Below are 25,554 nucleotides of genomic sequence, written 5' to 3'. Positions count from 1 at the left end.
CGTTCTGAAACCCTTGATTGAAAAGCGCCAGCAGCTCCTTTTTTAAGAGCAAACGCCAAAGAATCTCACTATGCAATTTCCCGAGTCCTGGTTGCGCGAATTCTGCAATCCACCACTGACCACCCAAGAGCTGGCCGACACCCTGACCATGGCGGGGCTGGAGGTTGAGGAACTGCGCCCCGTCGCTCCGCCCTTCACCAAGATCGTGGTCGGCGAGATCAAGGAGGCTGTGCAGCACCCTGATGCCGACCGCCTGCGCGTGTGCCAGGTCGATGTGGGGCAGGGCGCCTTGCTCAACATCGTCTGCGGTGCGCCCAATGCCCGTGTGGGCATCAAGGTGCCTTGTGCCTTGGTGGGCGCTGAGTTGCCCCCGGGCGACGATGGCAAACCTTTCCTGATCAAGGTGGGCAAGCTGCGTGGAGTGGAAAGCCAGGGCATGCTGTGCTCGGCCCGTGAGCTCAAGCTGTCGGAAGACCACGGCGGCTTGCTGGAGCTGGACGCATCGGCCCCTGTGGGTCAGGACATCCGCGCGCATTTGAATCTGGATGACACGCTCTTTACCCTCAAGCTCACGCCTAACCTTGCGCATTGCCTGAGCGTCTACGGCATTGCCCGTGAAGTGTCTGCATTGACCGGTGCGCCATTGCAGCAACCGTCGTTCCAGGCCGTGCCAGCCCAGCTGGCAGACAAGCTGCCCGTGAAGGTGAGTGCGCCCGATCTGTGTGGCCGTTTCTCGGGTCGCATCGTGCGCAACGTGAACACGCGCGCTGCCACTCCCCAATGGATGCTGGACCGCTTGGCCCGCTGCGGTCAGCGCGGTGTGTCGCCACTGGTGGACATCTCGAACTACGTGATGTTTGAGCTGGGCCGCCCCTCGCATATTTTTGACCTCGACAAAATCCACGGTGGCCTGCAAGTCCGCTGGGGCAAGGCCGGTGAGCAGCTCAAGCTGCTCAATGGCAACACGATCACCGTCGATGACAAGGTGGGTGTGATCGCCGATGACAGCCAGGTCGAATCGCTGGCTGGCATTATGGGTGGCGATGCCACGGCGGTGTCTGACGACACCCGCCACATCTACATCGAAGCCGCCTTCTGGTGGCCCAAGGCCGTGGCGGGGCGTTCGCGCCGTTTCAACTTCTCGACCGACGCAGGCCATCGCTTTGAGCGGGGTGTAGACCCTAGCCTGACCGTCGAGCACATCGAGCGCATCACTCAACTCGTTCTCGATATCTGCGGTACTGCCGATACGGCTTGCGGCCCCATCGATGACCACACGGTCAATCTGCCCACGGCACAGCCTGTCGCATTGCGCGTGGCACGTGCGGCCAAGGTCATCGGTATGCCACTGACCCAGGCACAGTGCGTGGACGCGCTCCAGCGCCTGGGGCTGCCGGTGTCTGAATCTGACGGTGTGGTGACGGTAACCCCGCCCAGCTACCGCTTTGACATTGCCATCGAGGAAGACCTGATCGAGGAAGTGGCCCGCATGGTGGGTTACAACAACCTGCCCACCACACCGCCCTTGGCGCCTATCACCCCCAAGCTGCGTGCCGAGGCCCAGCGCAGCCCGTTCGCCGTGCGTCGCGTGCTGGCGGGGTTGGGGTACCAAGAGACCATCAATTTCAGCTTTGTGGAAGAGCGCTGGGAGCAGCAGTTGGCGGCCAATGCCAACCCTATCAAGCTCCTGAACCCGATTGCCAGCCAGATGAGCGTGATGCGCTCCACCTTGCTGGGCTCGTTGCTGCAAGTGCTCAAGTTCAACCTGGACCGCAAGGCCGAGCGGGTGCGCGTGTTTGAACTGGGCCGCGTGTTTTTGCGCGATGCCTCTGTGGCCAACACCGACACTACGGTCGAGGGCTTTCACCAGCCCATGCGGGTGGCAGGCGTGGCCTATGGTGCCAGTGACATCCTTCAGTGGGGCCGCAAAGAGCAAGGTATTGATTTCTTCGACGTCAAGGGCGATGTCGAGGCCTTGTTGGCGCCGCTGCGCGCCACCTTTGAGCCCGCAACGCACCCTGCCATGCACCCCGGCCGTTGCGCCCGCGTGCTGGTGCAAGGCCGTGCCGTGGGCTTTGTGGGCGAGTTGCATCCGCAATGGCGCCAGTCCTGGGAGTTGCCCCAGGCGCCCGTGATGTTCGAGCTGGAGCTGGATGCCGTGCTGCTGCGCACGGTGCCCCGTTTCACCGCCGTGGCCAAACACCAGGCCGTGGAGCGTGATCTGGCCATCGTCGTGGCAGAGCGTGTGACGCACAGCGAAGTCATGGCGGCGGTTGAGTCTGCCGTGCCAAGCACCTTGCTGCGCTCTGCCGTGTTGTTTGACGTGTACCGTCCCAAGGCGCTGAAGCCCGGCGAAGAGCCATCCACCACTGCAGGCGTGGCGGCCGGTGAAAAGAGTTTGGCGGTGCGCCTGACCTTGGGCAGTGGCGAGGCTTCGCTGACTGAAGCCGAGATTGAAGCGGCGGTGCAGGCCGTCATGGCCCAACTGGTGGCGCGCACGGGCGGCCGCCTGCGCGTTTGATACTGGCGTGGAGATGGCCCAAGTGATTGAATTCGCAGTCGACAGCCTAGAGACCAACGCGCTGACCAAGGCTCAGCTGGCAGACCTTTTGTTTGACCAGATCGGGCTGAACAAGCGCGAGTCCAAAGACATGATCGACGCATTCTTTGACCTCATCGTGCAGAGCCTGATCGAGGGCAAGGATGTGAAGCTGTCGGGGTTTGGCAACTTTCAGATCCGAACCAAAGCCCCCCGGCCCGGGCGCAATCCGCGCACGGGTGAGGCCATTCCCATCCAGGCACGGCGGGTTGTCACCTTCCACGCCAGCAGCAAGCTCAAAGAGCAGATTCAGGGCAGCGCGACAGAGCCCGTGTGAACCTTTTCCTGTTTTGAATGGGAATCCGTGGATTCGCGCTGGCGGCCATGCGGCCTCTGCAGTACGCTAAGCGGTTTTCGAGTACACCGGTCTTCCCTTCATGGGCACAACGCTTCCTCATATTCCAGCCAAGCGTTACTTCACCATTGGTGAAGTCGCTGAACTCTGCGGCGTAAAGCCTCACGTGCTGCGCTACTGGGAGCAGGAGTTCACGCAACTGCGTCCCATGAAGCGGCGCGGCAACCGCCGCTATTACCAGCACCATGAAGTGTTGATGATCCGGCGGATACGGGATCTGCTGTACGACCAGGGCTTCACCATCAGCGGCGCACGCAACCGGTTGCAAGAGCTGACGCACCTAGAGCGTGACAGCGGTGCTGTTGCAGATGAGGATGGTCCAGATGCGTTGCATGCCGAACCTGCTGACCCATCTGCTGCGGCGCTGCGAGAAGAGCAGATTCTGGACTTCGCCGCTGTCCGCCAAGAATTGTTGGAGATAAAGGCGCTGCTTTCTTAAAGCCCCTGTTTTTGTGTATATAATCTAAGTCTTGTCGGCGTGTAGCGCAGCCTGGTAGCGCACTTGCATGGGGTGCAAGGGGTCGCGAGTTCGAATCCCGCCACGCCGACCATTGATAGCAAAAGCCCGGTTCCGAAAGGAGCCGGGCTTTTTTGCTTTGGGCCAGAGCCAGTCTGGAAGTTGAGGATCAGATGATTGATGGTTTGGTGGCAGGCAGGCTGTGGAGCGCTGCCGAGCGTCGGGTGGACAAGGCGGGCAAGTCCTATACGGTGGCGCGCTTGCGTGTGACGGGCGTGGATGTCGATGGCGTGCTCGTCAATCTCATCGCCTTTGATCCTAGGGTGTGCGAGCTTTTGCACGATGCCCAAGAGGGCGAGGCCGTGTCCGTATCGGGTGCTTTGACCCCCAAGGTCTGGACCGATAAGCAAGGCAACACCAAGCCCGCACTGGACATGGTGGTGCACCGCGTCTTGATGGTGCGTCCAGACTGACTGGAGGTGCTGCATGCCCAAAGCGAGCACAGGGTTTCAGTGAGCGCCTGCTAAGTCAGTACGGCAAAAGCTACGGGATTTTTCAGGCAGCGATGTCTCTAGCCTTTCAGCGACAGTGCAAGCCTATGGGGGCAATCAGGGTTTGTTTGGCTTTGGTGCCGTGTCAAAGCCGAGTGCGATGAGCTCTTCGGGCGACAGCTCGATCTCTACGACCTCCGGCTGCCGGGGCTCAATGGTTCTGCGCCGCTCATAGCTGGCGGGTGGCTCATTTTGCGTTTGTCGGCGGTCGATGCCGCTTCTGCGGTCGGTGGGGGTTCTGTTTTGCATGGTGTGATGGCCTTTCCAGCTGTGCGCAGAGTCCCGAAAATTGTGGGCAGCCCGCCTGCACGTGGCAACCTAGCGGGCGTTCCAAGTGTCCACAATTTGCCGCCATTCGCAAACAAAGTTTGCGCCAACCCACTGAATTTCAGAACCGGCCGAGTGGCCTGTCGGCACAGCCCAAACTCATGAAAAAAGCCCTGACTCTTGCGAATCAGGGCTTTTCATTTGGTGCCGGAGAGATGAATCGAACACCCGACCTTCTCATTACGAATGAGCTGCTCTACCGACTGAGCTACACCGGCGTTAGCCTCAAATTATAGCGTCGAATGGTAGCTGGTGACCCGCTCCACCTCGTTCTTGGAGCCGAGGATGACGCTGACGCGCTCGTGCAGTTGCTGGGGCTGGATGTCCAGGATGCGGCCTTTGCCGTTGGTGGCGGCACCGCCGGCTTGCTCTACCAGCCAGCCCATGGGGTTGGCTTCGTACATCAGGCGCAGCTTGCCGGGCTTGTTGGGTTCGCGCTTGTCCCAGGGGTACATGAAGACGCCGCCACGGGTCAGGATGCGGTGCACGTCGGCCACCATCGAGGCAATCCAGCGCATGTTGAAGTCTTTGCCGCGCGGGCCTTCCTTGCCTTGCAGGCATTCGTCGATGTAGCGCTTGACCGGCTCATCCCAGTGGCGCATGTTGCTCATGTTGATCGCGAATTCCTTGGTGTCCTCGGGGATGCGCACGTTCTCTTGCGTTAGCACGAAGGAGCCTTGCTCGCGGTCCAGGGTGAACATGGCCACGCCGTCGCCCACCGTGAGCACCAGGGTGGTTTGCGGGCCGTAGATGCAGTAGCCCGCGGCCACTTGGCGGTTGCCTGCCTGCAGGAAGTCGCCTTCCTCCACGCCACGGTCGTCATCGGGCTTCTTGAGCACGCTGAAGATGGTGCCGATGCTCACGTTCACGTCGATGTTGCTGGAGCCATCCAGGGGGTCGAACAGCAGCAGGTATTCGCCTTGCGGGTAGCGGTTGGGCACCAGGTAGATGCCGTCCATTTCTTCAGATGCCATGGCCGCCAGGTGGCCGCCCCATTCATTGGCTTCAATGAGCACTTCGTTGGCGATGATGTCCAGCTTCTTCTGGACCTCGCCCTGCACGTTTTCGCTCTCGGCACTGCCGAGCACGCCGCCCAGCGCGCCCTTGTTGACGGCTTGGCTGATGCCTTTGCAGGCGCGTGCCACCACTTCCAGCAGCAGGCGCAGTTGAGAGGGAATATGGCCGTCAACGCGCTGTTGTTCGACCAGGTAGCGGGTGAGGCTGATGGGTTTTGCCATGGGGAGACTCCTTGTTTATTCGGCCAGTGCGCGGTTGACGACTTCGCGCACGTCGTTGCTCAGGCCCTCGCGGGCGGCCACGCGGGCGATGGCTTCGCGGGCGGCGGTGCGCCAGGGCTCGGCCAGCTTCTTCCAGCGGTCCAGTGCGCGGGCCAGGCGGGCGGCCACTTGCGGATTGATTGCGTCCAGCTCAATCACGCGGTCGCTCCAGAACACATAGCCACCCGCATCCAGGCGGTGGAAGGCGCCGGGGTTGGCACTGCAGTAGCTGAAGATCACGCTGCGCGCGCGGTTGGGGTTCTTGAGACTGAAGTCGGGGTGCTGCATCAGCTGGCGCACGGCGGGCAGCACGTTGCCGCCCCGGTCGGGCGCGCCCGCCTGCAGGGCAAACCACTTGTCGATGACCAGCGGCTCGTTCTTGAACAGCGCATGAAAGCGCGCCAGGGCAGGGGCTGCCAGTTCGTGGCCGCTGGCCACCAGGGCCGTGAGGGCGTTGAAGCGGTCGGTCATGTTGCCCGCGTCCTTGAAGCGCTGGTAGGCCTTGCCGGGCCACACGGCATCGCCCGTGATCTGCGCTGCGATGCACAGCATGTGCAGGGCCATGCCGCTCAAGGCGCGGCGACCGCTGGAGACGCTGTCAGGCTGGTAGCCGCCGGTGTTCTGGTGCTGCTCCCAGGCGGCTTCCCAGTCGGCGCGCAGGGCCAGCGCCAGTTCGGTGCGCATGGCTTCGCGCACGGCGTGGATGCGCTGCGGGTCCACCACGTCCAGCTGCTCGGCGATGTAGGTCTCCGACGGCAGGGTGAGCACCAGCTCCTTGAAGGCGGCGTCCAAGCCGGGATGGCGCAGCACAGCACGCATGGCCTCGACGAAGGCCGTGCCCAGGATTTTGGGCTCTGAAGTGGCTGTGGCGTCCGCCAAATCAGCGCTAGAAGCTATGCTATTGATAGCGATGCGCAGTGCCAGGCGCTGGCCTGCTTCCCAGCGGTTGAAGGCATCGGTGTCGTGCGCCAGCAGGGTGAGCAGCTCGGCATCGGTGTAGTCGATGTCCAGCACCACCGGGGCGCTGAAATTGCGCAGCAGCGAAGGCACCGGGGCGCTGTCGAGGTTGGTGAAGGTGAAGGTTTGCGATGCCTCGGTCAGCACCAGCACTTGCGACAGGGCGCCAGTGGCGGCCTCGCCCGTCAGCTGCAAGGGCAGGGGGGCGCCTGAGGTGCTTAGCAGGCCCAGCTCCACCGGAATGACGAATGGCTCCTTGGTCGGCTGGCCGGGCGTTGCGGGGCAGCTTTGCGACAAGGTGAGGGCGTAGCAGCGCGTGGCAGCGTCATACACCCCGGTCGCGCGCACGCGGGGCGTGCCCGCCTGGCTGTACCAGCGCTTGAACTGCGGCAGGTGCTGCGCCAGCGGGCTGGCGGGGTTGGCATCGGCTATTGATTGCACGAAGTCGTCGCAGGTCACGGCCTGGCCGTCGTGGCGCTCGAAGTACAGCTTCATGCCCTTGGCAAAACCGTCGCGGCCGACCATGTTGTGCTGCATGCGCACGACTTCGGAGCCTTTTTCGTAGATGGTGACGGTGTAGAAGTTGTTGATCTCGACGTAGCTGTCGGGCCGCACCGGGTGGGCCATAGGGCCCGCGTCTTCGGGGAACTGGGCGGTGCGCAGCACGCGCACGTCTTCGATGCGCTTGACGGCGCGGGCCGAGGGGCTGCCCGCCAGGTCCATGCTGAACTCCTGGTCGCGGAAGACGGTGAGGCCTTCCTTCAGGCTCAACTGGAACCAGTCACGGCAGGTCACGCGGTTGCCTGTCCAGTTGTGAAAGTATTCGTGGCCGACCACGCTTTCGATGTTGGCGAAGTCGGTGTCGGTGGCGGTGGCTTCGCTGGCCAGAACGTACTTCGTGTTGAAGATGTTCAGGCCTTTGTTCTCCATGGCGCCCATGTTGAAGTCGCTGGTGGCGACGATCATGAAGCGCTCCAGGTCCAGCGGCAGGCCAAAGCGGGCTTCGTCCCAGGCGATGCTGGCCATCAGCGAGTTCATGGCGTGCTCAGTCTTGCCCAGGTCGCCCGGGCGCACATACACCTGCAGCAGGTGGTCTGTGCCCGCGCGGGTGCGGATCTTTTGCTCGCGCGCCACCAGCTTGCCCGCCACCAGGGCGAACAGGTAGCAGGGCTTCTTGTGCGGGTCCACCCACTTGGCAAAGTGGCGGCCGTCTTCCAGGTCACCGCTGTCCACCAGGTTGCCGTTGGAGAGCAGCACGGGGTATTGCGTCTTGTCGGCGCGCAGCGTCACGGTGTAGCTGGCCATCACATCCGGGCGGTCCAGGAAGTAGGTGATGCGGCGGAAGCCCTCGGCCTCGCACTGCGTGAAGAACGACTCGTTGCTCACGTACAGGCCCATGAGCTTGGTGTTCTTCGCGGGCGCGCAGGTGGTGAAAATCTCAATGGCGCAGGGCTCGCTGCCTTCGGGCAGGTTCTCCAGCACCAGCTGGCCGCCGTCCATCTTGAACGAGGTGCCCTGGCCGTTGACGAGCACGCGCGCCAGGTTCAGGTCTTCGCCGTGCAGGCGCAGAGGTTGCGCGGCCACGTCGGGGTTGCGGCGCAGCACCATGCGGTTGAGCACGCGGGTCTTGGCAGGGTCCAGGTCGAACGTGAGCTCGACGCTGTCGATCCAGTAGGCGGGGGCGGTGTAGTTCTCGCGGTGGATGGCTACAGGCACGGCCTGTCCGTCTTCTTTAGACAGTTGCAACATGGATGCTCTCCAAAAAGTCGGTGTTCATGAGTTCGGTGTAATCGCGCACGGCGGCCAGCACATGGGGCCCCGCCAGTTGCGCGGGGCTGTGCGTGCTGCACACCGCCACGGCGCGCATGCCAGCGCGGCGGGCGGCTTCAATGCCAAAGGGGGCGTCTTCAAAAACGATGCAGTGCTCTGGCGCCACGGCCAGCCTGCGGGCGGCTTCCAGGAAGATCGAGGGCTCCGGCTTGCCAGGCAGGCCTTCATCGCCCCGCACCACCGCCAAGGGCTGTGGCTGCATCTGCAGGCGCGACATGGCGAACTCCACGTTGTGGATGTCGCCCGCCGTGCCCACGGCCACTTTCAGGCCACGGCCCGCCACCTGCTGGGCAAATTGGCGAAAGCCCGCTACCTCGGCAAATTGCGGGCCAAACAGTGCGCGGTAAATGTCTTCTTTTTCGCGGGTCAGCGCGTCGGCCTCGTCCTGAGACACCTCGCGGCCCAGCAGTTCGCGGATGCATTCGGTGCCGTTGCGCCCGGTGGTGCGCGCCATGAGGTCGGGCACATCCAGGGCCATGTCGCGGCGGCGGGCAAACTCCACCCAGGCCTTGGCGTGCCAGGGCATGGAGTCGATCATGGTGCCGTCCATGTCGAAGATGATGGCTTGGGTGGGTGTCATGCCGCCTTTCGGGTGCGGGTTGGGTGCAGGGTGTGGGGTTCGGTGGCAGGTCAGCGGCCAGAGGGCGCGGCGCCCACCGCACGCAGGCGGTGGGCAGGGGTGGCGCCGTGCGCTGCGCCCATCACACCCCTTGCTTGAGCGAGGCTTCGATGAACGCGTCCAGGTCGCCGTCCAACACCTTTTGTGTGGCCGAGATTTCGACGTTGGTGCGCAGGTCCTTGATGCGGCTGTTGTCCAGCACATAGCTGCGAATCTGGTGGCCCCAGCCCACATCGGTCTTGGTGTCTTCCAGCTTCTGCTGCTCTTCCATGCGCTTGCGCATTTCAAAGTCATACAGGCGGCTGCGCAGGCGCTGCCAGGCCACATCACGGTTGCTGTGCTGGCTGCGCCCGTCCTGGCACTGCACCACGATGCCGGTGGGGATGTGCGTCAGGCGCACGGCAGAGTCGGTCTTGTTGATGTGCTGCCCGCCCGCGCCCGATGCGCGGAAGGTGTCGGTGCGCACGTCGGCCGGGTTGATGTTGATCTCGATGGAGTCATCGATTTCGGGGTACACGAACAGCGACGCGAACGAGGTGTGGCGGCCGCCTGAGCTGTCGAACGGGCTCTTGCGCACCAGGCGGTGCACGCCGGTTTCGGTGCGCAGCAGGCCGAAGGCGTACTCGCCCTCGATCTTGATCGTGGCGCTCTTGATACCGGCCACGTCGCCCGGGGTTTCGTCTTCGACGGTGGCCTTGAAGCCCTTGCGTTCGGCGTACTTGAGGTACTGGCGCAGCAGCATGCTGGCCCAGTCGCAGGCCTCGGTACCCCCGGCGCCCGCCTGGATGTCGACGAAGCAGTTGAGCGGATCGGCCTCGTTGCTGAACATGCGGCGGAACTCCAGCTCTTCCACGGCCGTGCGCATCGTGGCGACTTCGGCCTCGATGGTCAGCAGGCCGGCTTCATCGCCTTCTTCCTTGCTCATCTCGTACAGCTCGGCGTTGTCGGCCAAGTCGCGGGTGAGCTTTTCCAGTGTGACGACCACGCTTGAGAGCGATTTTTGTTCCTTGCCCAGCTCCTGGGCCTTCTTTGGGTCGTTCCAGACCGAAGGGTCTTCCAGCGAGGCGTTTACCGTGCGCAGGCGTTCAAATTTGGCATCGAAGTCAAAGATACCTCCGTAACTCTTGCGTGCGCAGAGCCAGGTCTTCGAGGGTGGTGCCGATGAGGTTGGTGCGTTCTGCGTCCATGGTTCTTGTCCTGCGTGTTCTGTGGAATAACCCGCGATTTTCTCATGGGAAGTGAATCCGCCCCGTCAATGTCCCCAGGAGGGCTTTGCGCCTGCACAGCCGGGGCAGGCGGCTGCCAGATGTTTCGGATGCCTTTTCAAAAATGATAGCTGCTAGCGCTTGATGCATAAGCGCTAGAGGCTATTTTGATGCATGGTGACTTTGCTGGTGGTTTAACTGGTGGTTCAGGCGGCGTCCAGAAACTGCTCTATGAGCTGTGCCACTTGCTGCGGCTGGTCGTGGTGCAGCATGTGCCCGGCGTCCTGCACGACGGCGGTGCGCGCGTCGCGCACATGGGTCAGGCGCTGGTGGTATTCGGCCAGGCTGTATTTGCCTTTCCACCACTGGCCCAGGCTGTCGTCGCTGGCCTCCACGGCTAGCACGGGGGCGGTGATGTGTTGGTAGAGGGCCAGCGCCTCGTCTAGGCGGTACAGCTGGGCGCTGGAGATCTTGTGGGCCGGGTCGCCCAGGATGGCCCACTGGCCCTGGGCATTGGGCCGTGCCCAGTGGCCCGCCAGCCATTGGGCCTTGTCTTCGGACAGGCGCGGGTTGGTTTTCATCAGGCGGCGGGCCACGCCGTCCTGGCTGTCGTAGCTTTTCAGGGCCACATCGCCCTGGTGCAGTTGCTTGATCTCGTCGATCCATTGCCCGTAGCGCCTGGGTGCCTGCTCGGGCCGCGTGGCGGGCATGCCAAAGCCTTCCAGGTTGACGAGACGGCGAATGCGCTGCGGCCGCACACCCGCATACATCATGGCCACGTTACCCCCCATGCTGTGGCCCACCAGGTCCACGGCTTCGCCGGGGGCGTAATGGTCAAGCAGCAGGTCCAGGTCGGCCAGGTAGTCGGCAAACACATAGTGATCTACCGGCGCGCCGGTGGTCAGGCCAAAGCCGCGCCAGTCGGGCGCGATGATGCGGCGCTCGCGCTGCAGCGCGTCCACCGTGAACTGGTACGACGCGCCCACATCCATCCACCCGTGCAGCAGCACCAGCGTGGGCAGCGGACTGGTGTCGGGCCCCCAGTGGCGGACGTGATAGTTCAGGTGGCGCAGGGCCAGTGTGCTGCTGCGCGAGGGTTTGAGGGCTTGGTACATCGTTGCTGGGGCGATCGCGGAAAAAAGGGAAGGCTGTGCAGCCAGGGTGTGGCGGGATGTTACGTCGGGCACCCCGGTCTCGCAGGCGCTGGGCTGTCGCGCAGGTGGCTGGTGCAGGACATCCATAGGTGGACTTTCCCTCCAGCGCAATGGCATTGGGTATGGAAATTGCTGTTTTGACGCAAATCAAAGCGGTGCCCCTGAGTGCGCTGCGCCCACCCCCCGCGAAAAGGCCTTGTCGCATGCTGCTTCAGCCCGCCCTGTCTCTGGACCTGTCCGCCCTGCAGCGGCGGCCGGTGTTCACGTCGCGCGCGCGGGTGGATTCGCATGACCTGGTCGCCCGCGAGTTCTCAGACCATGGTCTGAAGTGGTGCAGCGGGGCGGTGGACACCGCGCTGTCCAAGGTCCGCATCCGCCAGTTGCAGGTGTTCCTGCTGCAATACGGTGCGGAGGTCGAGATCCGCCCGCGCCCATTCGATGACTTCGTGCTGGTGCACCTGTCGCTCTCGGGCGTGGCCGAGATGGTGTCCGACGGGGTGCCCATTCGCCTGCCCGCCGGTGCCGCCGCGTTGATTGCGCCCCGGCGCAACCTGCACATGCGCTGGCAGCAGGGGGCGCGCCAGCTCATCCTGAAGGTGCCTTGCCCACTGCTGCGGGCCTGGGCGCCCGAGTCGCTGCTCAATGACACGCGCTTTGTGCACCCGCTGGTGCCCTTGTCGGCCGTGCAGGGGCAGCAGTGGCACTTTCTCATGCAGTCGCTGCTGCACGTCAGCCAGCAGCCGGTAGAAAGCACCGCGCATGCCCGCTGGGTGGAGCACATGGAGAGCAATGTGGCGCTGTTCCTGGCATCGTGCGCCCAGGCCCTCCCTGTGCCTAAGCCGGGTCGTGAGGAGGACTGTGGCGAGCCCGCCGCACCGCAGATGGGGCTGCCAGCCAGCCACGGCAGCCTGAGCGATGCAGGGCGGCTGGACCGGCTGGACGCCTACCTGCTCAACCGCCTGGGCGCGCCCGTGGCGCTGGAAGACCTGGCCCGTGCGGCCGGGGTAAGTGTGCGGGGCCTGAACCAGCTGTGCCAGCGCCACCACGGCACATCGCCCATGGCGCTGCTGCGCAATCGGCGCCTGGATGCCGTGCGTGCGCGGCTGTTGCAGCAGCCCAGCCCGTGCGTGACCGATGCAGCGCTGGAGTTTGGCTTTGGCCACCTGGGGCGCTTTTCCAGCTACTACCGCGAGCGCTTTGGCGAGCTGCCCAGCCAGACGGCGGGCGGGTAGCTGCCTATGTCTCACCTTTGCTCTATTGGTTCTTCCGCTTGGTTCTGCGCAGGGGTGGGGCTGCCGCATGCGCAGGTGATTGGCACCCCTCCGCAGATTTGCAAGAAGCGGACAGACCCAGCGCCTTGCGTGCCGATAGTGGATAGCGCCCAGGCGCCGCGATTTCTAGCATGAAGGCATCCCCATCGAAGAGGTTTGCCCATGTCCGACATCCCCGTGGTCCCTGTGATTCCCATTGCGCCACCCGCATCGCTCAAGGCACAGCGGCAGGTGCATTTCCCGCAGCCCGACGGCTCCAGCGTGCCCTACAGCGTCTTCAGTTCGCAAGAAGTATTCGACCGCGAGCAAGAGCGCATCTTTCGCGGCCCGGTGTGGAGCTTTCTGGGCCTGGAGGCCGAGATCCCCAACGTGGGCGACTTCAAGTCCACCTTCATCGGCGATACGCCCGTGGTGGTCACCCGCACCCCCGAGGGCCTGGCCTGCTGGGTCAACCGCTGCGCGCACCGGGGCGCCATGGTGTGCCGCGAAAAGCGCGGCAACGCGGCCAGCCACACCTGCGTGTACCACCAGTGGAGCTTTGCGGCCAATGGCGACTTGCAGGGTGTGCCGTTTCGCCGGGGCCAAAAGGGCATGGTCGGCATGCCCAAAGACTTCAAACCCGAAGAGCACAACCTGCACAAGCTGCGCGTGGACAGCTACAAGGGCCTGCTGTTTGCCACCTTCAGCGACCAAACCCCGCCGCTGCCTGACTACCTGGGCGAGCAGATGCGCCCCTGGATCGACCGCATTTTCCACAAGCCCATCGTGTACCTGGGCTGCACGCGGCAGTACTCCAAGTCGAACTGGAAGCTGTACTTCGAGAATGTGAAGGACCCCTACCACGCGAGCCTGCTGCACCTGTTCCACACCACGTTCAACATCTTTCGCGTGGGCATGAAGGCGCGCTCCATTCCCGATGCCACGCACGGCCTGCACAGCATCATCACCGTGACCAAGCCCGAGGTGGACACCGACACGGCGGCGGCCTACAGCGCGCAGAACATCCGCTCGATGGACGAAGGCTTTGCGCTCGAAGAACCGGCCCTGCTCGGGCAAATCAAAGAGTTTGACGAGATGACCACCAACCACATCCAGCCCATCTTTCCGCAGCTGGTGGTGCAGCAGATCCACAACACCCTGGTGGCGCGCCAGCTGCTGGCCAAAGGGCCCAGCAACTTTGAGCTGGTGTTCCATTTCTTCGGCTACGAAGACGACACGCCCGAGCTGCGCGAACTGCGCCTGTTGCAGGCCAACCTGGTGGGGCCCGCGGGCTACATCTCGATGGAAGACACCGAGGCCACCGAGCTGGTGCAGCGCGGCACTGCGCGCGATGGCGACAAGCACTCCTACATCGCCATGGCGCGCGATGCCCCCGAGCAACAAGACACCGTGATCACCGAAAACCTGATCCGCCGCTTTTGGGTGGGCTACCAAAAGCTCATGGGCTATTGAGGAAACACCGCATGAACCAACAACCACAACAACGACTGCCGCTGTGGACCGAGCTGCTGGAGCTGCAGTACCGCTACGTGCACGCGCTGGACAACAACCGGCTCGAAGACTGGCCCGGCTTCTTTGTCGAAGACTGCCGCTACGAAATCATCCCCAAAGAGAACTTCGACGCAGGCCTGCCCGCGCCCATTGTGTATTGCCGCAACGCCGGCATGCTGCGCGACCGTGTGCTCTCGCTGCGCAACGCCAACATCTTTGAAGACCATGTGTACCGCCACGCTACTTCGGGCCTGGTCATTACGGCGGTGGAGGAGGGCGTGGTGCACACCCAGTCCAGCTACATCGTCGTCATCACCGGCCAGGCGGGCGATTCGAGCGTGTACCAGGCGGGCACTTACCTGGACGAGGTGGTGCAGCACGAGGGCGAGTGGCGTTACCGCAGCAAGCGCGTCATCTACGACACCTTGCGCGTTCCCACCCTGTTGGCCACCCCTATTTGATGACGAGTCGATCCATGCACACAGAATCCGAAACCCCGAGCTCTTTGACCCTGCTGGCCCAAGCCGCCGCCGCTGCCCAAAGCTGGCACGACGTGGGCGAGCCCGATGACTTTCCGGACGGCGCCGTCTGGCCCGTGGTGGCGGGCGGCCTGCCGGTGGCCGTGTTCCGGCAGGGTGAGGGGCTGTACGCCCTGCACGACCTGTGCACCCACGGCGCGGCCAAATTGTCCGATGGCTGGGTCGAAGACGGCTGCGTGGAATGCCCCTTGCATCAGGGCACCTTTGACATCCGCACGGGTGCCCCTTGCAAGGCCCCTGTCACCGAAGCGGTGCGTACTTTCCCGGTGCGCGTGGTGGCGGGCAGGGTCGAAGTAGGGCTGTAGCATTCGCGGTTGCCAACTGCGTATCGCTTTTTTTCAAATTCAACTCCACAGGACAGACGATGGCCCCCACATTTCGCCCTTTCTCCGGACCTGCCCTGCGCCGCGCTGCGCAACTGACCCTGCTGGCGGCGCTGGCCACCAGCGCTTGCTTGTCGGCCCAGGCCCAGGGCACGGCCGCCGCGCCCATCAAGGTCGGGATTGCGCTGGATGTGTCCGGCCCCTTTGCCGGCCCCGGTGCCGAGGCGCGCGATGGGTTTGCGCTGGCCATCAAGCAACTAGGCAGCAAGCTGGGCGGGCAGCCCGCACAGTTCATCCAGACCGACATGGCGGGCAGCCCCGACCAGGCTAAGCAACTGGTGGATCGTTATGTGCAGCGCGAAAAAATCGACCTGTTCACTGGCCCCATTGCCAGCAACGTGGCCCTGGCCGTTGCCCCCACCTTGTTTGCGGCCAAGGTGCCGTACCTGTCGAGCAATGCAGGGCCGAGCCAGTTGGCGGGGGCGCAGTGCAATGCGTACTTCTTTGGCACGGCTTACCAGAACGACCAGTTCCACGAGGCCGCAGGCCAATTTGCCGCCGACCAGAAGTTTGGCCGCATGGTGCTGATCGCCCCCAACTACCCAGCGGGCAAGGATTCGCTGACTGGCTTTAAGCGCAAGTTCAAGGGCCAGGTGGCCGACGAGATCTTCACCAAGGTGGGGCAGATTGACTACGCCACCGAACTGGCACAGCTGCGCGCCGCCAAGCCCGATGCGGTGTACTTCTTCCTGCCCGGTGCTATGGGCATCAACTTCATCAAGCAGTTTGTGGGGGCGGGCCTGTCCAAGGACATCACGCTGGTCACCAGCGGCTTCTCGGCCGACGAAGACGTGATCACCGCCGTGGGCGAGCCCATGCTGGGCCTGTTCAACACCACCCACTGGGCACACGACCTGGACAATGCCGCCAACAAGGCGTTCGTGTCGGCTTTCCGCAAGGAATACGCGGGCCGCACGCCATCGCTGTACGCCGCGCAGGCGTTTGACGCCATCATGGCCATGGACGCCGCCGTCAAGGCCGCAGGTGGCAAGGTCAGCGACAAGGACGCCTTGATCAAGGCCCTGGCCAAGGCGCAGTACCCCTCGGTGCGTGGCAACTTCCGCTACGCCAACAACCACTACCCCGTGCAGAACTTCTACCTGCGTACCGTGGGCAAGAACGCTGAGGGCCGCGTCACCAACAAAACCATCCGCACCGTGCTGGAGAACTACGGCGATGCCTACTCGGCCCAGTGTCCTCTGAAGTGACAACCCCCTGAGCCGCTGCGTGCCTGCCCTCCCGCTGGGGGTCGCGCAGTCCTGGGGCCGCCGCCGCTGGGCAGCGCCTGCTTGGGCCGTGCGCGGCGCCTGGGCAAGCTCGGCGCGCACGGCTCCTATGCATTCAGTTCGAATCCATACGCTGTGACCCATCTGAACCAGCCATCCACCTTGCACATGCACGCCACACGATGAATCCGATACTTGTTTTCGAGCAGTTGCTCAACGGCGCGGGCTACGGGCTCATGCTGTTTTTGATTGCGGCAGGGCTCACGCTGGTCTTCGGGATCATGGACGTGATGAACCTCTCGCACGGCTCGCTGTTCATGGTGGGCGCCTATGTGGCGGCCACGGTGCATGTGCACAGTGGCTCGTTTGCCGGGGCGGTGGCGGTGGCCGTGGCGGCCACCATGCTGGTGGCCGTGCTGCTGGAGGTGACGCTGATGCGCCGCCTGTACGGGCGCGACCACCTGGCCCAGGTGCTGGCCACGTTTGGCGTGATTTTGGTGGCCGACGATGCGGTGAAGATGGTGTGGGGCCCCTCGCCCGTGATGGCGCCCACGCCCGCTGCGCTCTCTGGCCCGGTGGATCTGTTCGCCGGGCTGCCATACCCTTCGTACCGCCTGGTGGTGCTGGGTGCGGGCGTGCTGGTGGCGGGGCTGCTGTACTTGCTGGTCAACCACAGCCGCGTGGGCATGCTGGTGCGCGCGGGTGCCTCAGACCGCTGGATGGCCGAGCTGATGGGCGTGCGCGTCAAGCGCGTGTTCAGCGGCATTTTTGTGCTGGGTGCCGCGCTGGCGGCGCTGGCGGGCGCACTTATGGGGCCCATCATGGCGGTGCAGGTGGGCATGGGTGAATCCATCCTCATCCCGGCGCTGGTGGTTATTGTCATTGGGGGCATTGGCTCGGTGCGCGGCGCCTTTGTGGCCGCGCTGCTGGTGGGCCTGGTGGACACCATGGGCCGTGCGTTTGTGCCGCAGCTGTTGCGTGCCACCTTGCCCCCCGCGCTGGCGGCAGACCTGGGCCCGCTGTTTGCCGAGGTGGCCATGTATGCCCTGATGGCCGCTGTGCTGGCCTTTCGCCCTGCGGGGCTTTTCTCTGCAAGGGCCTGAACCATGTCGGACGTACCGATGAACTCTGCTGCCGTAGCGGCCCCGGGCGCAGCCGCACCGCGATGGCTGGGGGTGGCATTGCCGCTGGCCCTGTTGATAGCGCTGGCCGTGTTTCCGCCCATCGCATCTGCCCTGGGGCTGGACTTCTACATCGGCTTTGTGCGCCGCGTGCTGGTGGTGGCGCTGGCCGCCGCGAGCCTGAACTTCATCATGGGCTTTGGCGGCATGGTGGCGCTGGGCCATGCGGGGTTCATGGGCGTGGGGGCCTATGCCGTGGTGGTGCTCAGCGATGCCGGGGTGGGCTCGGCCTGGGGGATGTGGGCGGCGGCCATGGGGGTTGCTGCGCTGGCGGCCCTGGTGATTGGTGCGGTATCGCTGCGCACCAAGGGCGTCTACTTCATCATGATCACGCTGGCCTTTGCGCAAATGCTGTACTACGTGTTCGTGTCGCTGCGCAGCTACGGCGGCGACGATGGCTACACGCTGATGGCGCGGCCCGCGCTGGGCGGGGGTCTGAACAGTGCCGACGAGTCCACGCTGTACTGGGTGGTGCTGGCGCTGGTGGCTGCGGTGCTGTGGTGGATGGACCGGGCCACAAAGTCGCGCTTTGGCGTGGCGCTGGCGGGCATCCGCGACAACGAGATCCGTATGCGGGCGCTGGGCTACCCGGTGTACGCATTGCAGCTCACGGCTTTTGTGCTGGCCGGGGCCATTGCGGGCTTGGCCGGGGCGCTGCTGGCCACGGGCAATGGCTTTGTGAGCCCGTCGATGATGCACTGGACACAATCGGCCACGCTGATCGTGATGGTGGTCATCGGCGGCCTGGGCCGCCGCTGGGGCGGGCCGCTGGGCGCTGCGGTGTGGCTGGTGCTGGAGGAGGTGCTCAAGCTCAACACCCACTACTGGCACATGCCGCTGGGGCTGCTGCTGATTGCCACCGCGCTGTATGCGCCCCAGGGGCTGGCGGCATGGGGTGGGCTGCGCGGCCTGCGCCAACTGCGCGAGGGGAGCAAGCCATGAGCCTGTTCCAAGTACAGGGCCTGGTCAAGCGCTTTGGTGGCCTGCTGGCCACCGACCATGTGAGCCTGTCGGTGCAGCACGGCGAAATCCATGCGCTCATTGGTCCCAACGGCGCGGGCAAGACCACGCTGGTCAACCAGATCTCGGGCCTGCTCACGCCGGACGAGGGCCTGGTGGTGCTGGGCGGTGTGGACATCACGGCACTGCCCATGCACCGGCGCGTGGCGCATGGGCTGTCGCGCTGCTTTCAGGTCACGCGCATCTTTCCCAAGCAGAGTGTGCGTGACAACCTGCTGCTGGCGGTGCAGGCGCACAGCGGCTCCAGCTTTCGGTTTTGGCAGCCACGCGCCCAGGCGCGAGGCCTGTACGCCCAGGCTGAGCAACTGGCCGAGCGCGTGGGGCTGCAGCACAGCCTGAATGCCACCGCCGGTGCGCTGCCCCACGGTGCGCAGCGCACGCTGGATGTGGCGCTGGCCCTGGCCTCGGCACCCAAGCTGTTGCTGCTGGACGAGCCCATGGCGGGCATGGGGCCGGACGAGTCGCAGCAGATGGTGCAGCTGATCGAGACCCTGCGCGAGGGCATGGCCGTGCTGCTGATCGAGCACGATATGGAGGCCGTGTTCCGCCTGGCCGACCGCATCTCGGTGCTGGTGTATGGCCGGGTGCTGACGGCAGGCACGCCCGACGAGATTCGCAACCACCCCGAAGTGCAGGCCGTGTACCTGGGCACCGAAACGCTGGAGACCGCTGCATGAGCACCCCCGAGCCCTTGTTGAACTGCCAGGCCGTGGAGGCGGGTTACGGCGCCAGTCAGGTGCTGTTTGGTGTGGACCTGCAGATTGCAGCGGGCGAGGTGGTATCGCTGCTGGGCCGCAACGGCATGGGCAAAAGCACCACCATCAAGACCCTGGTGGGGGCGCTGCGCCCCACGGCAGGCCAGGTGCGCTTTGCGGGCCAGGCCACCACCCGCATGCCCAGCGATGCCATTGCCCGCCTGGGCTTGGCCATCGTGCCCGAGGGGCGCCATGTGTTCCCCAACCTCAGTGTGCGCGAGCACTTGGTGGCCTTTGCCGACCACCGCAACGGCCTGCGCGATGCGTGGGACATCGAGCGCATCTACGGCGTGTTTCCACGCCTCAAAGAGCGGCAGCACCACCTGGGCAGCCAGTTGTCGGGTGGCGAGCAGCAGATGCTGGCCATTGGCCGGGCACTGTCGACCAACCCGCGCCTCTTGATCCTGGACGAAGCCACCGAAGGCCTGGCCCCGGTGATCCGCGAGGAAATCTGGCGCTGCCTGGGCACGCTCAAGGCGGCGGGGCAGACCATTTTGGTGGTGGACAAGTACGTGCACCGCCTCATGGGTCTGGCCGATCGCCATGTGATCCTGGAGCGCGGGCGTGTGGTGTGGCAGGGCGACTCTGATGCCCTGAACGCAGACCGCAGCCTGTGGGCCCGTTACCTCACGGTGTAGTGACACGACCGCAAGGCCAACGTGCGTGCCAGGCCTAGGGTTGCGTTGCCCACACAGCGGCCATGTCGAGGGCCTGTTGTGGTGTGTTTGCTATTTATTTGATAGCTGCTTGCGCTTGATTGATAAGCGCTAGAGCCTGTTTTTTTATTGAAATGCCAGGTGCGCCATATCAAACCCACGCACCGCGCCCCGGCGCATAAGCTGATGCCAGCAGCAAATATGGCCACACCGTAAACTGGCGGGCTTGCCAACGGAGACCCCATGAAAGCCATTCAGCTCGGACACAGCGATCTTCAAGTCACCCCCATCTGCCTGGGCACCATGACCTTTGGTGAACAGGTCAGCGAAGCCGATTCCCACGCCATCCTCAGCCACTCGCTGGCACGGGGCGTCAACTTCATCGACACGGCCGAGATGTACTCGGTGCCTGCCAAGGCCGAGACCTTTGGAGCCACCGAAACCATCATCGGCAACTGGTTTGCCAAAAACCCCGGAGCCCGCCAAAAGCTGGTGCTGGCCACCAAGGTGGCGGGCCCCTCGCGCGGCATGCCCTGGGTGCGCGAGGGCAAGGGCATGACGCCTGCTGACATCGTGGCGTCGTGCGAGGCCAGCCTGCGCCGCCTGCAGACCGATGTGATCGACCTCTACCAGATCCACTGGCCCGAGCGCCATGTGCCCGCCTTTGGCACGGTGTACTACGACCCGGCCAAGGAAACCTCGCAAACGCCCATCCACGAGCAGCTGGAGACGCTCTCCAGGCTGGTGAAGGCGGGTAAGGTGCGGTACATCGGCCTCTCGAACGAGACCCCCTACGGCGTGCACGAATTTGTGCGTCTGGCCGAGCAGCACGGTCTGCCGCGCGTGGCCACGGTGCAGAACCCGTACTGCCTCATCAACCGCACCTGGGAAAACGCGCTCGACGAAACCTGCCATCGGCTGAACGTGTCGCTGCTGGCCTACTCGCCCCTGGGCTTTGGGCTGCTGACGGGCAAGTACGACGAGAGCGGTATCACCGGCCCCAACGCCCCCCAGGGCGCGCGCATTGCCAGCTACGAGTCGGTGCGCAAACAGCGCTGGGGCCGCCCCGAGGCGCTGGCCGCCGCCCGCCGCTACAACCAGCTCGCGCGCGACAACGGTCTCACGCCCACGCAGCTGGCGCTGGCGTTTTGCTACACCAAGTGGCAGGTGGCCAGCACCATCATCGGCGTGACGTCTGTGGCGCAGCTGGACGAAGACCTGAACGCCTGGGGCACCACGCTGTCGCCCGAGGTGCTGCAGGCCATTGATGCCATTCGCTGGGAAGTACGCGACCCGGCGTTGTGATGGCTCCCCCTGAGTCGCCTGCGGCGCCTTCCCCCTGAGGGGGACGACACCCTCACTGCGGGGCGGCCCTTGCTCGGTGTCCCTGGCGCGGGGCGCGCCAGTTTTGGAGGGCAACGGGCAACTTTCAGGCTGCGTTAGCCAGCGCACCTTCCTTCCACGGCACGCCTGCGGTCTCCCCCAAATCCCAGAACAGCCCGGCCATCACGGCCAGCCCTTCGCGGGCGACGGAGCCCAGCAAATGCTCGTTGGGCGCATGCTGCGCGCAGGCGGGGTAGGAGTGGGGAATCCACAGCGTAGGCAGGCCCAGTTGGTCGGCAAAGATGTCGTTGGGCAGTGAGCCTGCCAGGTTGGGCAGCAGTGTGGCGCTTTGGCCTGCGCTGCGTTCCATGCTGGCCAGGGTCCAGTCCACCCAAGGGTTGTCCAGGTCCAGCCGCGTGGCACCGCACACCATGCCCATGGCGATTTCGACCTGCTCAAAACCGTGGGCGTCCAGGTGCTGGCGCAGCGTGGCCTGCACGTTCTTCCAGTCGGTGCCCACCACAAAGCGCAGCTGGCAGTGCGCCACGGCTTGCGAAGGGATGGCGTTGATGGGCCGCTGCGCATTGCCCGAGCCCAGGGCCAGCACCTCCAGCGTGTTCCAGCCTACCAGTTGCTCGGCGGGCGTCAGGCCCGGCTCGCCCCAGCCAGGGGTGAGGGTGGGGTCGTCCGCGCCTGTGCCAATGGCCACGTCCTTGAGTGCGGCGCGCAGCTTGTCGGGCACGCCAGCAGGCAGCAGGCCGGGCACCAGAATGCGCCCGTGCGCATCGACCATGCTGGCCAGCGCATGGCTGAGCACGGTGGCCGGGTTGGCCAGCACGCCGCCCCAGTTGCCTGAGTGGTAGGCCTTGTCACGGCTGCGCACGGTCAGCGAGAAATTGAGGGCCCCGCGCGAGCCCAGGAACAGGGTGGGCCGCTCCACATTGATGCGTGGGCCATCGCTGGCCACGAACAGGTCGGCGTGCAGGGCTTCGCGGTGGTCTGCGCAAAAGCGGGCCAGGCCGGGCGAGCCTGCTTCTTCGCCCATCTCCAGCAGCACGGTGATGTTGTAGCCCAGTTGGCCGCCCCGGGCTTGCAGGGCGTGCGCCAGGGCCGTCAGCACCACGGTGTGCTGGCCCTTGTTGTCGGCGGTGCCTCGGCCGTACCAGCGGTCGCCCTCTTGCGTCAGCGCCCAGGGCGAGAGGCCTTCGCGCCACCCGCTTTCCTGGCCGTTGACTACGTCGCCGTGGCCGTAGGTGAGCACGGTGGGCAGGGCAGGGTCTTCCACCCGGCGGGCCAACAGCAGGGGACCTCCCTTGGGGTCCGGGTTGTCGATCACCTGGCAGTCAAAGTCCAGGGCGTGCAGGCTGGGCACCATTTCTTCGGTCAGGTAGGTGTGCAGCTCTGGCGGCACGGTGCCGGTGTCGCTTTCGGTGCGCCAGGCCACGCGGCGGGCCAGGTCGGTGGCAAAGGCGCCGCCGTCAAAGTGCTGCTGCACGCTGCGGATCAGTTGTTCTCTGCTCATGGGGGTTTACTCCACTGCGATTTGTGCGCGGTGCGCCAGGGCGCGGTAACGGCCAATTTCGGCCTCCATGGCGGCTGCCATGGGCTTGGGGCCGATGAACACAGGCTCCATGCCCTGGTTGCGCACCTGCTCTTGCAAGCCCGCGTCGCGCATGCTGGCGTCCACCTCTTTTTGCAGCTTGGCCAGGATGGCGGCCGGGGTGCGTGCCGGGGCTGCAATGGCGTACCAGCCGTCAAAGGCAGCATCGGGCATCTTCAGCTCTTGCACGGTGGGCACAGTTGGCAGCGCCCGCGAGCGGTCATTGCCCGCAATCGCCAGGGCGCGCAGCTTGCCCGATCGCACATGCGGCGCAGCGCTGGCCACGGTGTCGATGGCGAGCTGAATCTCGCCGCCAATCAGGCCCATCATGGCCTGGGCACTGCCACGGTAGGGCACGTCTTGCAGGCGCACGCCAGCGGCTTGCTCCAGCAGAGCGCCCACCAGGTGCGGCGCAGAGCCCGAGCCAAACGTGGCGTAGTTGATGGTTTTGGGCGCCGCCTTGGCCGCTGCCAGCAGCGAGGCAAGGTCTTTGTGTGGCGAGCTGGCATTGACCACGATCACCAGCGGTGCCTTGGCCACGATGGCGACGGGGGCCAGGTCTTTGAGCGGGTCGTACGGCAGCTTGGGCCGCAGGGCGGCGTTGACGGTGTAGCTGGTGGAGCCAGACACCAGCAGGGTGTAGCCGTCGGGTTCGGCCTTGACCACGCTTTCGGTGCCGATGATGGTGGAGGCACCGGGTTTGTTGTCGACCACCACGGGGCTGCCCAGGCGGGTGGCCAGCTTTTGCGCCAGGGCCCGAGCCACGGCATCGGTGCCGCCGCCGGGCGGAAACGGCACCACGAGGCGGATGGGGCGCTGCGGCCAGGCGGCGGATGCACTGGCTGCACTGTTGGGCTGCTGCGCGCTGCTGGCCATAGCGGCCAGGGCGCCACAGGTGGCGAGCAAAAGGGTGAGTGAGGCGCGGCGTTTCATGGAATGGCTCCTGGGGTGGTGGCTTGGGCTGTGCAGCGGGCTTGGGGCTTTTGCTGCTTGGTGCTTCATGCCATAGGGTCGATTGGAGCCTTGAAACACGCAAGATGGGCGCCTGCTATTCGTTCTGATTCATAGAGAATAGGCAAAAAAGTGTTGCCTTTATTGCAACGCAATATGGCGCCGATTTTGGGCAAAGGATGGTCATGCAGTTCTCACTCTTCAGTTTGCCTTTGCGGTATTTCTTTGAGGTGGCGCGCACAGGCTCGGTCAACCAGGCGGCGCAACGCTTGCATGTGGCAGCGTCGGCGGTGAGTCGCCAGTTGGCCAAGCTCGAAGACTCGGTGGGGGTGCCGCTGTTCGAGCGCCAGCCCCGTGGCATGGCCCTTACGGCCGCTGGTGCGCGGCTGCTGGCGCATGTCAATGCGCAAGAGGCGCAATCCCACGGGTTGGTGCAGCAGTTGCAGGATTTGGCCACCCAGCAGGCACAGCAGGTGCGCGTGGCGTGTACCGAGGGCTTCGCGGTGGGGTTCTTGCCCCGCGTGATGTCTGCTTTCCGGGCGCAGCACCCCTCGGTACAGATGCAGCTGCAGGTGGTGGTGCCGCAGGAGGCCTCGGCCTTGCTGCTGCGGGGGGAGGTGGACCTGGCCCTCAAGTACAGCCTGGCGCCCGACAAAGGGCTGCAGGTGCTGCACTCGGCCGTGGCCCCGGTGTATGCCGTGGTGGTGCCGGGCCACCCGCTGGCCCGCCAGCGCAGCGTGCGCGTGGCCGATGTGGTGGCCTACCCGCTGCTCATGGGCGGTGCCAGCATCACCGGGCGGCAGTTGTTTGATTTGAGTTGCACCGTGCAGGGATTGCGCTATGCGCCCGCCGTCGAGAGCAATTTCTCGTCGGCCTTGCTGCCCCTGCTGGAGGGGCTGGACGTGGTGCTGGCGGGCTACCTGACAGCCGCCCATTGGGTAGAAGACGGGCGCCTGGTGGCCGTGCCGTTTGAGGAGGCCCAGTTGCAGCAGCGCCGCCTGCAGGTGCTGGCACCCGAGGGACGTGAGCCGTCGGCCTTGGTACGGGCGTTCACCGAGACTTTGGTGGCCGCCATTGGCGAATATGGAACGCGCAAGGTGGGGCGTCGCAAGAAGGCCGCTGTGGCCAAGGCCACAGCGAAGGCGGGGTGAGCCGGGACGCGCCCCTGCGCGGGGCGCCGTGCAGGGCAAGCAGGGTGGTTACCATTGGGCGTTACCTTGCGTTGCACTATGGCCAAGAGAGATCACGTTTCAGAAACCCCGGCGACCCAACTGCTCAAAGCCAACAAAGTGGCTTTTACCGAGCACCCTTATGAATACCTGGAGCACGGAGGTGCCCAGCACAGTGCGGCTGTGCTCGGGCTCGATCCGTTCACGGTGGTCAAGACCTTGATCATGCAGGACCAGGATGCGAAGCCGCTGGTGGTTTTGATGCACGGCAACCGCAAGGTGTCCACCAAGAATCTGGCACGCCAGATCGGGGCCAAGTCGGTGGAGCCCTGTGCCCCTGAGGTGGCCAACCGCCACAGCGGTTATCTGGTGGGCGGCACGTCACCTTTTGGGACGCGGCGCACCATGCCGGTTTATATCGAAGAGACGATTCTCGGCTTGCCCCGCATTGCCATCAACGGCGGGCGCCGGGGCTTTCTGGTCCAGATCGACCCGCAGGTGTGCGTGCAATTGCTGTCTGCCAAGACAGTGCAGTGCGCGCTGGCAGAATAGCCAGCCGCTTTTACCAGCCTTTTTTTGCCCACCGTTTTTGTAGCCGCTGTGTAGCGTTGCTTTTGCGCCCCTGCGGAGTTTGCCCGCATGGAGCGTCTACCCAAGG

The 25,554-nt window shown here is 64.7% G+C and carries 24 protein-coding genes and 2 tRNA genes; 17 read left to right on the top strand and 9 right to left on the bottom strand.

Annotated features, from left to right (window positions below):
- Positions 1–70: 70 nt before the first annotated feature.
- From pheT to CLU86_RS10385, 5 genes are all read left to right on the top strand, one after another.
- Entirely contained in the window at positions 71–2,521 is a 2,451-nt protein-coding gene (gene pheT / locus CLU86_RS10405; RefSeq protein WP_099741554.1) for a phenylalanine--tRNA ligase subunit beta, read from the top strand.
- 13 nt (positions 2,522–2,534) lie between these two features.
- Entirely contained in the window at positions 2,535–2,876 is a 342-nt protein-coding gene (locus CLU86_RS10400) for an integration host factor subunit alpha (protein WP_099741553.1), read from the top strand.
- A gap of 100 nt (positions 2,877–2,976) precedes the next feature.
- Positions 2,977–3,393 (top strand): MerR family transcriptional regulator, encoded by a 417-nt coding sequence (locus CLU86_RS10395; RefSeq protein WP_099655975.1) that lies wholly within the window; start codon positions 2,977–2,979, stop codon positions 3,391–3,393.
- Positions 3,394–3,428: 35 nt separating this feature from the next.
- Positions 3,429–3,505, top strand: a tRNA-Pro gene (locus CLU86_RS10390).
- A 79-nt stretch (positions 3,506–3,584) separates the two neighbouring features.
- Positions 3,585–3,884, top strand: a complete 300-nt coding sequence (locus tag CLU86_RS10385) for a single-stranded DNA-binding protein (protein WP_099741552.1) — start codon at positions 3,585–3,587, stop codon at positions 3,882–3,884.
- 135 nt (positions 3,885–4,019) lie between these two features.
- Here the strand turns inward: CLU86_RS10385 and CLU86_RS10380 are convergent, their stop codons facing one another.
- The 7 genes from CLU86_RS10380 to CLU86_RS10350 all read right to left on the bottom strand — a co-directional run bounded on the left by CLU86_RS10380 (position 4,020) and on the right by CLU86_RS10350 (position 11,292).
- Entirely contained in the window at positions 4,020–4,211 is a 192-nt protein-coding gene (locus CLU86_RS10380) for a hypothetical protein (protein ID WP_099741551.1), read from the bottom strand.
- A 220-nt stretch (positions 4,212–4,431) separates the two neighbouring features.
- Positions 4,432–4,507: transfer RNA gene (locus CLU86_RS10375), tRNA-Thr, on the bottom strand.
- A 12-nt stretch (positions 4,508–4,519) separates the two neighbouring features.
- The gene (locus CLU86_RS10370; RefSeq protein ID WP_099655972.1) at positions 4,520–5,527 is read right to left on the bottom strand and encodes a class 1 fructose-bisphosphatase; all 1,008 of its coding nucleotides are present in this window, start codon (positions 5,525–5,527) and stop codon (positions 4,520–4,522) included.
- 15 nt (positions 5,528–5,542) lie between these two features.
- Positions 5,543–8,272: an aminopeptidase N gene (gene pepN, locus CLU86_RS10365; protein WP_099741550.1), complete on the bottom strand. Its 2,730-nt coding sequence runs from the start codon at positions 8,270–8,272 to the stop codon at positions 5,543–5,545.
- Positions 8,256–8,933, bottom strand: a complete 678-nt coding sequence (locus CLU86_RS10360; protein ID WP_099741549.1) for an HAD family phosphatase — start codon at positions 8,931–8,933, stop codon at positions 8,256–8,258. The genes pepN and CLU86_RS10360 overlap by 17 nt, the downstream gene beginning before the upstream one ends.
- A gap of 121 nt (positions 8,934–9,054) precedes the next feature.
- Positions 9,055–10,159 (bottom strand): peptide chain release factor 2 gene (prfB, locus tag CLU86_RS10355; RefSeq protein WP_099655969.1). Its coding sequence is split into 2 segments (ribosomal slippage): positions 9,055–10,077 and positions 10,079–10,159, totalling 1,104 coding nucleotides; the frame shifts between segments, so codons are not numbered across the junction.
- 224 nt (positions 10,160–10,383) lie between these two features.
- Positions 10,384–11,292: an alpha/beta fold hydrolase gene (locus CLU86_RS10350; RefSeq protein ID WP_099741548.1), complete on the bottom strand. Its 909-nt coding sequence runs from the start codon at positions 11,290–11,292 to the stop codon at positions 10,384–10,386.
- A gap of 242 nt (positions 11,293–11,534) precedes the next feature.
- On the opposite strand from CLU86_RS10350, the gene CLU86_RS10345 reads away from it, so the two are divergent.
- The 10 genes from CLU86_RS10345 to CLU86_RS10300 all read left to right on the top strand — a co-directional run bounded on the left by CLU86_RS10345 (position 11,535) and on the right by CLU86_RS10300 (position 21,158).
- Entirely contained in the window at positions 11,535–12,563 is a 1,029-nt protein-coding gene (locus CLU86_RS10345; protein WP_199175112.1) for an AraC family transcriptional regulator, read from the top strand.
- Positions 12,564–12,764: 201 nt separating this feature from the next.
- Positions 12,765–14,054: an anthranilate 1,2-dioxygenase large subunit AndAc gene (gene andAc, locus CLU86_RS10340; RefSeq protein ID WP_233194933.1), complete on the top strand. Its 1,290-nt coding sequence runs from the start codon at positions 12,765–12,767 to the stop codon at positions 14,052–14,054.
- A gap of 11 nt (positions 14,055–14,065) precedes the next feature.
- On the top strand, positions 14,066–14,554 hold the full coding sequence (andAd, locus tag CLU86_RS10335) for an anthranilate 1,2-dioxygenase small subunit AndAd (RefSeq protein ID WP_099741547.1): 489 nt from the start codon (positions 14,066–14,068) through the stop codon (positions 14,552–14,554).
- A 14-nt stretch (positions 14,555–14,568) separates the two neighbouring features.
- Complete coding sequence (andAb, locus tag CLU86_RS10330) at positions 14,569–14,937, top strand: anthranilate 1,2-dioxygenase ferredoxin subunit AndAb (RefSeq protein WP_233194932.1); 369 nt, start codon at positions 14,569–14,571, stop codon at positions 14,935–14,937.
- A gap of 59 nt (positions 14,938–14,996) precedes the next feature.
- Positions 14,997–16,223 (top strand): ABC transporter substrate-binding protein, encoded by a 1,227-nt coding sequence (locus CLU86_RS10325; RefSeq protein WP_099741546.1) that lies wholly within the window; start codon positions 14,997–14,999, stop codon positions 16,221–16,223.
- Positions 16,224–16,423: 200 nt separating this feature from the next.
- Positions 16,424–17,344, top strand: a complete 921-nt coding sequence (locus tag CLU86_RS10320) for a branched-chain amino acid ABC transporter permease (protein WP_099741545.1) — start codon at positions 16,424–16,426, stop codon at positions 17,342–17,344.
- Between the two features lie 3 nt (positions 17,345–17,347).
- Entirely contained in the window at positions 17,348–18,364 is a 1,017-nt protein-coding gene (locus tag CLU86_RS10315; RefSeq protein WP_233194928.1) for a branched-chain amino acid ABC transporter permease, read from the top strand.
- Positions 18,361–19,119: an ABC transporter ATP-binding protein gene (locus CLU86_RS10310; protein ID WP_099741543.1), complete on the top strand. Its 759-nt coding sequence runs from the start codon at positions 18,361–18,363 to the stop codon at positions 19,117–19,119. Before CLU86_RS10315 ends, CLU86_RS10310 begins: the two co-directional genes overlap by 4 nt.
- Positions 19,116–19,835: an ABC transporter ATP-binding protein gene (locus CLU86_RS10305; protein WP_099741542.1), complete on the top strand. Its 720-nt coding sequence runs from the start codon at positions 19,116–19,118 to the stop codon at positions 19,833–19,835. Before CLU86_RS10310 ends, CLU86_RS10305 begins: the two co-directional genes overlap by 4 nt.
- A 261-nt stretch (positions 19,836–20,096) precedes the next feature.
- Positions 20,097–21,158: an aldo/keto reductase gene (locus CLU86_RS10300; protein ID WP_099741541.1), complete on the top strand. Its 1,062-nt coding sequence runs from the start codon at positions 20,097–20,099 to the stop codon at positions 21,156–21,158.
- A 124-nt stretch (positions 21,159–21,282) separates the two neighbouring features.
- Here CLU86_RS10300 and CLU86_RS10295 read toward each other — a convergent pair whose 3' ends face one another.
- Both CLU86_RS10295 and CLU86_RS10290 read right to left on the bottom strand, forming a co-directional pair.
- The gene (locus CLU86_RS10295; RefSeq protein WP_099741540.1) at positions 21,283–22,698 is read right to left on the bottom strand and encodes a M20 family metallopeptidase; all 1,416 of its coding nucleotides are present in this window, start codon (positions 22,696–22,698) and stop codon (positions 21,283–21,285) included.
- A 6-nt stretch (positions 22,699–22,704) separates the two neighbouring features.
- Positions 22,705–23,709, bottom strand: a complete 1,005-nt coding sequence (locus CLU86_RS10290; protein WP_099741539.1) for a tripartite tricarboxylate transporter substrate binding protein — start codon at positions 23,707–23,709, stop codon at positions 22,705–22,707.
- Between the two features lie 203 nt (positions 23,710–23,912).
- Between CLU86_RS10290 and CLU86_RS10285 the strand changes: the two genes are divergently transcribed.
- Both CLU86_RS10285 and ybaK read left to right on the top strand, forming a co-directional pair.
- A complete protein-coding gene (locus CLU86_RS10285) occupies positions 23,913–24,878 on the top strand; it encodes a LysR family transcriptional regulator (RefSeq protein WP_099743500.1) in 966 nt (321 codons plus the stop codon).
- Positions 24,879–24,956: 78 nt separating this feature from the next.
- The gene (gene ybaK / locus CLU86_RS10280) at positions 24,957–25,448 is read left to right on the top strand and encodes a Cys-tRNA(Pro) deacylase (RefSeq protein ID WP_099655958.1); all 492 of its coding nucleotides are present in this window, start codon (positions 24,957–24,959) and stop codon (positions 25,446–25,448) included.
- The last annotated feature ends 106 nt before the right edge of the window (positions 25,449–25,554 follow it).

The organism is Acidovorax sp. 62 (assembly GCF_002754495.1).
GTDB lineage: Bacteria > Pseudomonadota > Gammaproteobacteria > Burkholderiales > Burkholderiaceae_C > Acidovorax.
Note: the sequence above shows the minus strand (reverse complement) of the source record. Positions and strands in the feature narration are given on the sequence as shown.

Coding starts and splice junctions, on each gene's coding strand:
- pheT (WP_099741554.1), top strand. CDS start 71: ATGCAATTTCCCGAGTCCTGGTTGCGCGAATTCTGCAATCCACCACTG.
- CLU86_RS10400 (WP_099741553.1), top strand. CDS start 2,535: ATGGCCCAAGTGATTGAATTCGCAGTCGACAGCCTAGAGACCAACGCG.
- CLU86_RS10395 (WP_099655975.1), top strand. CDS start 2,977: ATGGGCACAACGCTTCCTCATATTCCAGCCAAGCGTTACTTCACCATT.
- CLU86_RS10385 (WP_099741552.1), top strand. CDS start 3,585: ATGATTGATGGTTTGGTGGCAGGCAGGCTGTGGAGCGCTGCCGAGCGT.
- CLU86_RS10380 (WP_099741551.1), bottom strand. CDS start 4,211: ATGCAAAACAGAACCCCCACCGACCGCAGAAGCGGCATCGACCGCCGA.
- CLU86_RS10370 (WP_099655972.1), bottom strand. CDS start 5,527: ATGGCAAAACCCATCAGCCTCACCCGCTACCTGGTCGAACAACAGCGC.
- pepN (WP_099741550.1), bottom strand. CDS start 8,272: ATGTTGCAACTGTCTAAAGAAGACGGACAGGCCGTGCCTGTAGCCATC.
- CLU86_RS10360 (WP_099741549.1), bottom strand. CDS start 8,933: ATGACACCCACCCAAGCCATCATCTTCGACATGGACGGCACCATGATC.
- CLU86_RS10350 (WP_099741548.1), bottom strand. CDS start 11,292: ATGTACCAAGCCCTCAAACCCTCGCGCAGCAGCACACTGGCCCTGCGC.
- CLU86_RS10345 (WP_199175112.1), top strand. CDS start 11,535: ATGCTGCTTCAGCCCGCCCTGTCTCTGGACCTGTCCGCCCTGCAGCGG.
- andAc (WP_233194933.1), top strand. CDS start 12,765: ATGTCCGACATCCCCGTGGTCCCTGTGATTCCCATTGCGCCACCCGCA.
- andAd (WP_099741547.1), top strand. CDS start 14,066: ATGAACCAACAACCACAACAACGACTGCCGCTGTGGACCGAGCTGCTG.
- andAb (WP_233194932.1), top strand. CDS start 14,569: ATGCACACAGAATCCGAAACCCCGAGCTCTTTGACCCTGCTGGCCCAA.
- CLU86_RS10325 (WP_099741546.1), top strand. CDS start 14,997: ATGGCCCCCACATTTCGCCCTTTCTCCGGACCTGCCCTGCGCCGCGCT.
- CLU86_RS10320 (WP_099741545.1), top strand. CDS start 16,424: ATGAATCCGATACTTGTTTTCGAGCAGTTGCTCAACGGCGCGGGCTAC.
- CLU86_RS10315 (WP_233194928.1), top strand. CDS start 17,348: ATGTCGGACGTACCGATGAACTCTGCTGCCGTAGCGGCCCCGGGCGCA.
- CLU86_RS10310 (WP_099741543.1), top strand. CDS start 18,361: ATGAGCCTGTTCCAAGTACAGGGCCTGGTCAAGCGCTTTGGTGGCCTG.
- CLU86_RS10305 (WP_099741542.1), top strand. CDS start 19,116: ATGAGCACCCCCGAGCCCTTGTTGAACTGCCAGGCCGTGGAGGCGGGT.
- CLU86_RS10300 (WP_099741541.1), top strand. CDS start 20,097: ATGAAAGCCATTCAGCTCGGACACAGCGATCTTCAAGTCACCCCCATC.
- CLU86_RS10295 (WP_099741540.1), bottom strand. CDS start 22,698: ATGAGCAGAGAACAACTGATCCGCAGCGTGCAGCAGCACTTTGACGGC.
- CLU86_RS10290 (WP_099741539.1), bottom strand. CDS start 23,709: ATGAAACGCCGCGCCTCACTCACCCTTTTGCTCGCCACCTGTGGCGCC.
- CLU86_RS10285 (WP_099743500.1), top strand. CDS start 23,913: ATGCAGTTCTCACTCTTCAGTTTGCCTTTGCGGTATTTCTTTGAGGTG.
- ybaK (WP_099655958.1), top strand. CDS start 24,957: ATGGCCAAGAGAGATCACGTTTCAGAAACCCCGGCGACCCAACTGCTC.